The sequence below is a fragment of the Petrotoga halophila DSM 16923 genome (assembly GCF_002924615.1).
The window spans coordinates 1-9,245 of record NZ_JALY01000229.1 but is presented as its reverse complement, the minus strand read 5'-3'; the positions used below and the strand labels follow the sequence as shown (position 1 = coordinate 9,245).

General features: G+C 33.9%; 10 protein-coding genes and 1 riboswitch. All 10 genes read left to right on the top strand.

Translation table 11 applies throughout. From position 1 onward, the window contains the following. Positions 1 to 46 precede the first annotated feature (46 nt). Positions 47 to 1,009 (top strand): radical SAM protein, encoded by a 963-nt coding sequence (locus AA81_RS11330; protein ID WP_103078265.1) that lies wholly within the window; start codon positions 47 to 49, stop codon positions 1,007 to 1,009. A 29-nt stretch (positions 1,010 to 1,038) separates the two neighbouring features. Then, positions 1,039 to 2,676 carry a sigma-54 interaction domain-containing protein gene (locus AA81_RS11325; RefSeq protein WP_103899072.1) on the top strand — a complete coding sequence of 546 codons (1,638 nt, stop codon included), beginning with the start codon at positions 1,039 to 1,041 and terminating at the stop codon, positions 2,674 to 2,676. Between the two features lie 28 nt (positions 2,677 to 2,704). Further along, positions 2,705 to 3,157 (top strand): flagellar export protein FliJ, encoded by a 453-nt coding sequence (gene fliJ, locus AA81_RS11320; protein ID WP_103899071.1) that lies wholly within the window; start codon positions 2,705 to 2,707, stop codon positions 3,155 to 3,157. Then, positions 3,150 to 3,602 carry an arsenate reductase ArsC gene (locus AA81_RS11315; protein WP_103899070.1) on the top strand — a complete coding sequence of 151 codons (453 nt, stop codon included), beginning with the start codon at positions 3,150 to 3,152 and terminating at the stop codon, positions 3,600 to 3,602. Before fliJ ends, AA81_RS11315 begins: the two co-directional genes overlap by 8 nt. A gap of 83 nt (positions 3,603 to 3,685) precedes the next feature. After that, positions 3,686 to 3,787, top strand: a riboswitch (purine riboswitch). A 97-nt stretch (positions 3,788 to 3,884) separates the two neighbouring features. Continuing rightward, positions 3,885 to 4,304 carry a 5-(carboxyamino)imidazole ribonucleotide mutase gene (locus tag AA81_RS11310; protein WP_103899069.1) on the top strand — a complete coding sequence of 140 codons (420 nt, stop codon included), beginning with the start codon at positions 3,885 to 3,887 and terminating at the stop codon, positions 4,302 to 4,304. Then, on the top strand, positions 4,294 to 5,013 hold the full coding sequence (gene purC, locus AA81_RS11305; protein ID WP_103899068.1) for a phosphoribosylaminoimidazolesuccinocarboxamide synthase: 720 nt from the start codon (positions 4,294 to 4,296) through the stop codon (positions 5,011 to 5,013). The genes AA81_RS11310 and purC overlap by 11 nt, the downstream gene beginning before the upstream one ends. After that, positions 5,010 to 5,279, top strand: a complete 270-nt coding sequence (gene purS / locus AA81_RS11300; protein ID WP_245863614.1) for a phosphoribosylformylglycinamidine synthase subunit PurS — start codon at positions 5,010 to 5,012, stop codon at positions 5,277 to 5,279. The genes purC and purS overlap by 4 nt, the downstream gene beginning before the upstream one ends. Before the next feature lie 5 nt (positions 5,280 to 5,284). Next, entirely contained in the window at positions 5,285 to 5,971 is a 687-nt protein-coding gene (gene purQ / locus AA81_RS11295) for a phosphoribosylformylglycinamidine synthase subunit PurQ (RefSeq protein WP_103899066.1), read from the top strand. Further along, positions 5,949 to 8,132: a phosphoribosylformylglycinamidine synthase subunit PurL gene (gene purL / locus AA81_RS11290; RefSeq protein WP_103899065.1), complete on the top strand. Its 2,184-nt coding sequence runs from the start codon at positions 5,949 to 5,951 to the stop codon at positions 8,130 to 8,132. Before purQ ends, purL begins: the two co-directional genes overlap by 23 nt. A 4-nt stretch (positions 8,133 to 8,136) precedes the next feature. Further along, positions 8,137 to 9,245 (top strand): amidophosphoribosyltransferase (gene purF / locus AA81_RS11285; RefSeq protein WP_103899064.1); only part of this gene is annotated, 1,109 nt, incomplete at its 3' end.

Sequence of the window (9,245 nt, the reverse complement as noted above, 5' to 3'; positions counted from 1 at the left end):
AGGGGGAACCCCTTAACGTTCGATAATAGTGGAGGTATATTATAAGATGGAAATTTTACCTTCTTACATGAAGTTATACGAGTCAGGTGAACTTCATAAAAGACGTAATTATTTGATGAAACGATTAGAAAAATGTGATCTTTGCCCTCGGCAGTGTAAAGTAAATAGGTTAACAAATGTTGGAACTTGTAGGGTCGGGAACGAAATAAAAATTTCCGAGTATGTTCTTTATCCTGGAGAAGAGCCTGTATTGCAAGGAGAAAATGGTGCAGGTGGTATTTTCTTTAGCAATTGTACGATGAGGTGTGTTTATTGTCAGAATTTTAATTTTAGTCAACTGGGTTTCGGAAAGAACATTTCAACAATCGACTTAGCAGAAATTTTCTTAAAATTACAGAATGAAATGAAGGCTGCTAATTTGGATTTGGTAACTGCCACCCCATACTTACCTTTTATTTTTGATGCTTTGATATATGCAATAGAACGAGGATTTCGATTACCCATTGTATGGAATACTTCCTCTTATGAAAACATTGAAACTTTGAAGCTGATGGAGGATGTCGTTGATATATATTTGGCTGATATAAGGTATACTAGTAATATCGTTGGTAAACGATATTCAGGGGTAAAAGATTATTGGAGTAATGTCCAAATAGCTATTAAAGAGATGCATCGTCAGATTGGTGAAACTTTTATAGTAGATGAAAAGTCTAACATTTTGAAAAAAGGAATAATAATTCGTATTCTAGTTTTACCCAATCTAATAAACCAAGCGAAAGAAGCCTTAAAATTCTTAAAGTATGAAATTTCCGAAAAGATACATATCAGTTTAATGGACCAGTACGTTCCGGTTTATAAGGCAAAAAATTATAAAAAATTATCAAGATATTTATACAAATCAGAATATCAGGAAGTAGTCGACTATTTGTATGAATTAGGATTTAAAAATGGTTGGATTCAGACTCATAATTTAAAAGAAAACAATGAAGTTTTTTCAACGTCACAATAAACGTTGGTGACTATCAGAGGGGTGATTTCATGAAAGAAGTAGAACTGATGGGGTACGTTCTTGATCAGTTACAAGATGGAGTAATGATTATAGATGAAAGAGAAAAGATTTTTTACATAAACGACTCCGCCTGTAAGATTTTAGAGGTTGATAAAGAAAAAATAATAAGGCAAAATGTAGTTGAAAATGTTCCAAACACAAGATTGCATATTGTTTTAAGAACTGGGGAACCAGAATATGACAAATTGCAAAATTTGGGAGATAAAGTTATTTTAACTTCCCGTATCCCTATAAAAAATGATAATAATGAAACTATCGCAGTTGCCGCTGTCTTCAGAGATATCACCACATTACAAAAGTTAGCCGAAGAGATTACTAATCTAAGAGAAATGGAAGCACTTTTAACTTCTATAATTGATTCTACCTCAGATGCAATTTCTGTGGCTGATCAAGAAGGTCGTGTTACCATGGTCAACAGAGCTTATACAAGAATCACAGGACTAACACCGAGAGAGGTCATTGGTAAACCTGCCACTATAGATTTGGCGGAAGGTGAAAGTTTACATATTCAATGTGCAAGAGAGAAAAAACCTATATACAATGTAAGAAAAAGATTAGCTACGAACAAAAAAGAAGTAGTAGCAAGCGTCACCCCACTTTTTGTTAAAAATGAGTTTAAAGGAAGTGTCGCCGTTATTCATGATATTTCCGAGATTCAAAGATTAATAAACGAGCTCGAAGCAACGAAAAGGATGCTAAAAAAAGAGAGTGCCACACGCACCTTCGACGATTTAGTAGTAAAATCTGAAATTATGAAAGATGTAATAGCTCAAGCAAGTAAAGTAGCGTCTGTAGACGTGGACCTTTTATTAATAGGAGAATTTGGGGTAGGGAAAGAGGTTCTAGCACAAGCTATTCACAATGCAAGTCCGAGAAAAGATGGACCATATTTAAAATTAAATTTTTCTTTGATTCCAAAAGAAAGACAGGAAGAGTACCTTTTTGGGGGAAATAGCTATTTGGCTCAAGCTAATGAAGGGACACTTTTTTTGGAAAATATTGATTTAATGGATTTAGAAATGCAGAGAAAACTTTTAACTTTTCTTAAAGACAATGTTTTCGATACGGATTATTACGATTTTATTCCTGATGTGAGGTTCATTTTTTCAACAACCGAAGATTTAAAGATTCTTTCGAGTTTGGGTAAATTTTCTAAAGAACTTTTGTACAAAATTTCAGTAGTAAGTATTGAAGTTCCTCCATTAAGAGAAAGAAAGGAAGACATACCTGAACTAGCTCAGCAACTACTACATAATTTAAATAGAAAGTATGGTAGAATAGTTTACGGATTTACTGAAGATGCATTGAATAAATTGATGAATTATTCGTGGCCAGGGAACATAAGAGAGTTGGAAAACGTAATAGACCGAGCTATGTTGGCGATGGACAACAGTGATTCCTTAGTTACTTCAACACATATTCCCGATTTGGAAGAAAAGGTTGAAGAAGTCACAGGAACGCTTAAAGAAATGACTGAAGACTTTGAGAAAAAGATAATTCTAGAAGTACTAGAAGCCAGCCATGGTAATAAAACAGAGGTTGCTCGTAAATTAGGTTTAACTGTTAGAAATCTTTATTATAAGCTGGATAGATACGGAATTAAATGAAGTCTTAAACTGAATAGGGGGATGAACATTGAAGTTTGAATTTCGTCTTGAACGATTGAAAGATCTAAAAAAAAGTTTTGAAGATACCGCAAGAATAGAATTAGGAATAAAAAGTAAACAAAGACAGTTAGTTGAAGACGAAATTAAAGGTATCAGCAATAAGATTGATGCTTTTTCTACAGAATTTATAAAAGAGGTAAAAGATACTATCTCAATTACTAAACTATTAAGTATGATAGAGTATAATAATTATTTAAATGATCAATTGTCACAACTACGTTTAGAGTTACAAGAAAGGTTACAAGAAGAAGAAATTGCTCGACAAAATTATTTAAAAGCAAAAAGTGAAAAGGATATTCTTCAAAAACTTAAAGATAAAAGACTTAACGAATTTAAAGTTCAAGAAAAGAGAGCAGATATAAAAAAATTAGACGAAATTGCAAGATTAAACCATCATCCTAGGGAGGAAAATTATGAATAAAATCAGAGTTTTGTTCTTATGTTCGAGAAATTCTGCTAGAAGTCAGATGGCTCAGGCTTTTTTGAAGAAATACGGAGATGATAAGTTCGAGGCTTACAGTGCTGGTTTAGAAGCAAGTGAAATTCATCCATTGACTATAAAAGTTATGGAAGAGAAAGGAGTATCTATGGTCGGACAATACTCAAAAAGTTTGGATATATACTTGAACGATAGGTTTGGTTTTTTAATAACTGTCTGCTCAAAAGCAGAAAAAGAATGTCCTTTTTTCCCTGGTGTTAGTATAAGACTACATTGGCCCTTTGATGACCCCGCCGCTGCCCAAGGATCTGAAGAGGAACGATTAGAAGCATTTAGAAAGATAAGAGATCAAATAGAAAAAAAGGTAATTGATTTCGTTGAAAATACTGATAAATACTCCAATATAAAAGATAATTTTCGAATGTAAGCACTTTTTTGTATTTACCTTATTTTTCAAAAAATTAACCTTAGACTAAAATTTCTTTGTTATAATGAATACATAAAAAAATAAATAATCAAGGAACCTCTTTCTGTATAATGCCGATAATATGGTTCGGCAGTTTCTACCAAACAGCCGTAAACTGTTTGACTACAGTAAGAGGGGTGTGGGATTTTTATATCAATATCCTACCTCTCTACTGTATGGGAGGTAGGATTTTTTATTTTAATGCTTTAAAAAATGAAATTATTTTAAAAAGGAGAGATAACTTTGAGTAAGAAAGTCCTTTTGATATCTGGGAGTCAATCAGATGAGATTTTTGTAAAAACTGCCATCGATCTATTTGAAGAATGGAAAATGAGTTACGATTACAAAGTGTTTAGTGCTCACAGAAATTTAAAAGAGCTAACCAAATTTATTGAAGAACTTCCCACTAACGAGTATAGTGTCATAATAGCTGTTGCCGGTCTTTCTGCTGCCTTGCCTGGTGTAATTGCTTCATTAACTAATCTTCCCGTTGTTGGTGTCCCAAGAGATGTAGGTCCTTTAAATGGAATAGATGCATTACTTTCTATGGTACAAATGCCTAGTGGGGTACCTATTGCAACCATGGGAATTGGAAGTAGTGGAATGAAAAATGCAGCATACTTTGCAAAAAGGTTGGTAGAAGGTGAAAAAGATGGAAAATAATGAAAATTTTACACTTTTGTATGAAGGGAAAGCTAAAAAAGTATATAAGTTCGATGAGCAGAAGTTATTGATAAAATTCAAAGATGATGTTACAGCGTTCAACGGACTAAAAAAAGATCAGATACTTAACAAAGGTAAAATTAACAAAAAAATTTCTAAGTTTTTCTTTGAAATGTTGAATAAGGAAGGAATAAATACCCATTACATCAACGATTACGATGAAAACTCTTTCGTTGCAAAATGGACAGATTTAATTCCTCTTGAGGTTATAGTTAGAAATTACACTGCCGGTAGTTTTTGTAAGAGATACGGTGTGAAAAAAGGCTTGATATTTGATTATCCTTTAATTGAATTTTCTTTAAAAAATGACGAGTTAGGTGATCCCATGATCACCAAAGATGCTGTCCTTCTTTTGAAGGTTACCACAGAAGACATATTGGATGAAATCACTTCAATTTCTAAAAAAGTTAACGATATTTTGAGAGATCATTTAAAATCTAAAGGAATTATTTTGGTGGATTTTAAATTAGAGTTCGGAATCAGTAAAAATGATAACAAAGTTACGTTGATCGATGAGATCTCTCCTGATACGTGCCGTTTTTGGGACGTAAATACTATGGAATCTCTTGACAAAGATGTGTATAGAGAAGATAAAGGGGATCTCATAAACGCCTACGAAGTATTACTTGGGAGGTTAGATATATCATGATTAAAGAGGAGCAGAAAACCTTCCGATTTGAAGTAAAAATAAAGTTAAGGGAAGGAATTTTAGACCCACAGGGAGCTACTACTTTTAAGGTTTTAAGAAGGCTAAATTACAACGTTGAAAGTGTAAGATTTGGAAAAAGTATTGAATTAGAAGTAAAAGAAGATAGCTACGAAGCAGCCAAAGATAAAGTCAGAGAAATAGCTTATAAAATTTTAACAAATCCAGTTTTAGAAGATTTTGAAATCATCGATTTGAGTAGGAAGTGAACAGTGTGAAGAATGTAAATTCGTTAACGGCTGGAATTATAGTTTTTCCTGGTTCAAACTGTGATAGAGATGCTAATTTTGCTTTGACAATTAACGGTTTTGATACAAAATATATATGGCATGATTTTAATCAATTACTGGATTTCGATTTGGTTTTTATTCCAGGAGGATTTTCCTATGGAGACTATTTAAGAGTTGGCGCATTAGCAAGGTTTTCTCCCGTAATGAGCTCGGTAGAGAAGTATATATTGAACAAAAGAGGGTTGGTTTTAGGGGTTTGTAATGGTTTTCAGATACTAACAGAGGCAGGGATATTACCCGGAGCATTAACCGTTAACATCTCTCATAGATTCATATGCAAAGATGTTGAAGTTGAGGTCATGAATTTTGATACGCCTTTTATTAATAACATGCGAAAAAATATTTTAACTTTACCTATAGCCCACAAGGAAGGTCGTTATATAATTAAAGATAACAAGCTTGATCCTAAAAATATTGTATTAAAGTACAAAAAGAATCCCAACGGTTCATTTGACGATGTGGCAGGCATAGTAAATAAAGAATACAATGTGTTTGGTTTAATGCCTCACCCGGAAAGAGCTTGTCATAGTGTATTAGGTAATGAGGACGGTAATTACATTTTTCAATCTATCAGGAGGTATTTGACTAGTGCAGAATCAATTAACAATTAAAGAGATAGCATTGGAATTAGGTATTTCAAGAGAAGAATTTGATCTTATCGAAGAAAAGTTGGGGAGAATACCCAATGAATTTGAAACCTATCTTTTTTCTGCTCAATGGTCTGAACATTGTGGTTACAAACATTCTAAACATTATCTCAAAAAAATTAATGAATCTTATGAAAGCGAAAATGCAGGATACGTTCAAATTGGTGGAAAGGACGTTGTTTTTAAGGTTGAAAGTCACAACCATCCTTCTGCTGTAGAACCTTATCAAGGAGCCGCTACTGGTATTGGCGGTATAGTTAGAGATATATTAGCTATGGGAGCAAGGCCCATAGCGCTTTTAGATTCGTTGAAATTTGGAAATGTTTTTGATCCAAAGGTGAAGAACATGTTCGAAGGTGTTGTTTCAGGTATAAGCGATTATGGAAATTCCATCGGTGTCCCTACGGTTGGTGGAGAGACTTCTTTCAATGAAATATATTCAACAAACCCTTTGGTAAATGTAATGTGCGTCGGTGTTGCTAGCAAAAATCATTTGGCATCTTCCCACGCTGATGGACCTGATAAACTTCTTGTATATGTAGGATCTAAAACCGGACGTGATGGAATCCATGGAGCCTCTTTTGCATCAAAAAAATTGAGTGGAAAAGATGATAGGCCCTCTGTCCAAGTTGGAGATCCCTTTACCGAAAAGAATCTAATCGAAGCGACACTTGAGATATTGAAAATAAGAGGGGTAAGGGCTTGTCAAGACATGGGGGCTGCCGGTGTTCTTAGCTCTACTTCTGAGATGGCTTATAAGGGTGGAGTTGGTTGTGAACTCTATTTAGATAATATACCCAAAAGGCAAGAGGATATAGAACCTTGGGAAATAATGCTTTCTGAGTCTCAAGAGAGGATGCTTTTTTTGGTTAACCCTGGTACAGAGAAAAAAGTAGAAATCGTCTGTAATAAATACTTAATCGACTTTGCAATTATAGGAAAAACAATTTCAACTCCTCGTTACGTTGTAAAAGAAAATAGCGAAGGCAAGGTTCTTGCTGATCTTCCAATAGAGATTTTAGTTAACGCCCCTGAATATTATAGGAACAACACCATTCCTTCTACTTATATATTGAACAAAGCAAAAAAATATCCAAAGACAAAGATAAAGGATATAGATAAAATATTAAAGATATTACTGTCAAACCACAACATATCCAGTAAAAAATGGATATATCAGCAGTATGATTTTAAAGTTGGAACGAATACAATATTTATACCAGAACAAGCCGATAGTGCTGTACTTTGGTTTAAAAATACTCAAAAGGCTATTGCTGTTTCGATTGATAGCAACGAACTTTACACTTATTTGGATCCATTTGAGGGTACAAAGAATGTTGTATACGAAGCTGCAAGAAATCTAATCTCTGTTGGTGCAAAGCCTTTAGCTATCACGGACAACCTTAATTTTGGTGATCCTGATGATTCCGAAGTATCATGGCAATTTGAGAAAAGTATCGAGGGATTGATTGAAGCTTCAAAAGAACTTTCTACCCCAGTGGTTAGCGGTAATGTCAGTTTTTATAATTCGTATCATGAAACATCGATTTTCCCTACCCCAGTTATTGGTATGATTGGAGAAATTAAGGATATTAAAAAAATAGTTAATTTAAAATTCAAGGATTTTGGAGACTTGGTCTATTTAATTGGAAAAACAGATATCAATATGGATAAGATAGGCGGCAGTCTTTATTTGAAGGTTCTTGAAGATTTTGTGGGTGGAGAAATCGACTTTGTAAATCCGATGTATGAAAAGTATTTGCAAAATTTTATATTAGATCTAATAGAAAAAGGTATTTTAAAAAGTGTGCATGATGTTTCCAAAGGAGGTTTACTCGTTGCTTTAGCTGTGTCTTGTATATCGAGTAATCTTGGTTTTAAAGGTATTTTAGATACTTCCGTAGAAGAACTTTTTGGAGAGAATCAGGGTCGGTTTATCGTATCTGTTAGTAGTAAAGATTCCTATACTTTTGAAGATATTGCTAAATCATATAACATCAACGTTAAAAAATTGGGAGAGATAAAATCCAGTGATGATGGAATTGATATCGGCAGCGTTTGTTTTGATTTAAAAGAGCTTAGAAGTATCTATTTCGATAGTATTTCAAAAAGTGTGGAGGAATAGTTAAATGCTGATGGAGAATTGTGGTTTGTTTGCCGCATATTCAAAAACTGAAAAGTACAACGTAAGTGGCAGAATTGTTGAAGGTCTTTTGGCTCTTCAACATAGAGGCCAAGAATCAGCTGGTATCTCTGTATCAGATGGCACTAAGATTACAACTTATAAGGGTAAAGGCGTAGTCAATAGAGTTTTCGGGGGCGGTGTATCAAAAAAAATTAACGGTTATTTTGGGATCGGACATGTAAGATATTCAACGAAAGGGGTTTCTAATTTCACAAATGCTCAACCGCTTAGTATAAAGTATAAAAATGAATTTTTTTCCATAGCGCATAACGGTCAAATAGAAAATGGCCCTGAACTGAAAGAAAAATATGAAGAGCAAGGTTCCATATTTATGACGACTTCAGATACAGAACTTTTCCCACATCTATTAGTGAATAAACTAAAAGGTTCTCCTTCAAATTGGAATAGTGAAGAAATTGGCAAAACAATCACTGAAAATATTTCTCCATCTTACTCTCTACTTTTCCTTTTCAAAGATAAAATAATTGCTTTTAGAGATCCTTTTGGATACAGGCCGTTAAGTATTTGTGAAACTGAAAATGGAATTTACGTATCCTCTGAAGACAGCGCTTTTAAATTCTTTCCTCTACGAAACGCTAAAATTAGGGAAATAGAGCCCGGTGAACTAGTTGAAATAAAAGATGGAAAGATAGAAAGCCATTTAATATCTTCGAATAGTCCTAATAAGTTTTGTTTTTTTGAACATGTTTACTTCGCAAGGCCCGATTCAAATATATTTGGTGATAATGTGCACTTAATGCGTGAAAAGTTGGGAGAGTTATGTGCAAAAGAGAGTCCCATCAATGCTGATATAGTCGTTCCAGTAATGGATAGTGGCTTTTCTGCTGCGTTAGGATATTCAAAAGCCTCGGGTATCCCTTTAGAAATGGGGCTAATGAGAAACAAGTATGTGGGAAGGACTTTTATCGATCCAGATCTGCAAGAAAGAAAGTTAGGAGTTAGACGTAAACTTTTACCGGTTAAAGAAGTTATTGATAACAAAAGAGTTGTTTTAATTGATGATTCCATCGTAAGAGGAACAACGATGAAACA

What these genes read in the sequence shown, in the direction of transcription:
- AA81_RS11315 (WP_103899070.1), top strand. Translation starts at nt 3,150, where the DNA reads ATGAATAAAATCAGAGTTTTGTTCTTATGTTCGAGAAATTCTGCTAGA.
- AA81_RS11325 (WP_103899072.1), top strand. Translation starts at nt 1,039, where the DNA reads ATGAAAGAAGTAGAACTGATGGGGTACGTTCTTGATCAGTTACAAGAT.
- purC (WP_103899068.1), top strand. Translation starts at nt 4,294, where the DNA reads ATGGAAAATAATGAAAATTTTACACTTTTGTATGAAGGGAAAGCTAAA.
- purS (WP_245863614.1), top strand. Translation starts at nt 5,010, where the DNA reads ATGATTAAAGAGGAGCAGAAAACCTTCCGATTTGAAGTAAAAATAAAG.
- AA81_RS11330 (WP_103078265.1), top strand. Translation starts at nt 47, where the DNA reads ATGGAAATTTTACCTTCTTACATGAAGTTATACGAGTCAGGTGAACTT.